This is a genomic window from Catenulispora rubra (assembly GCF_015356825.1).
Lineage (GTDB): Bacteria > Actinomycetota > Actinomycetes > Streptomycetales > Catenulisporaceae > Catenulispora > Catenulispora rubra.
The window spans coordinates 1-309 of sequence record NZ_JAACYW010000842.1; the positions used below are offsets into that span (position 1 = coordinate 1).

Below are 309 nucleotides of genomic sequence, written 5' to 3' on the forward strand. Positions count from 1 at the left end.
TGAACCGGCACCAGGACCGGCTGAACATGGGCTGGGCCGTCAGCCCCGCCGACCACGTCCAGGACTTCGACCTGATGGACGAGATGGGCGTCAACGCCCTGCGCACCGCGCACTACCAGCAGGCCCAGCAGGTCTACAGCCTGGCCGACCAGCGCGGCTACGTGATCTGGGTCGAGATCCCGTTGGTCAACGCCATCACCAACAGCACCACCTTCACCGCCAACGCCCAGCAGCAACTACGGGAACTGATCCGCCAGAACTTCAACCACCCCTCGATCATGTTCTGGAGCATCGGCAACGAGCAGGGCT

Annotated in this window: 1 protein-coding gene; it reads left to right on the forward strand. The window is 64.1% G+C overall.

The genetic code is table 11. The features are described 5' to 3' along the window. A partial coding sequence (locus GWK61_RS55670; protein ID WP_323748222.1) for a glycoside hydrolase family 2 TIM barrel-domain containing protein occupies positions 1-309 on the forward strand: 309 nt, incomplete at both ends.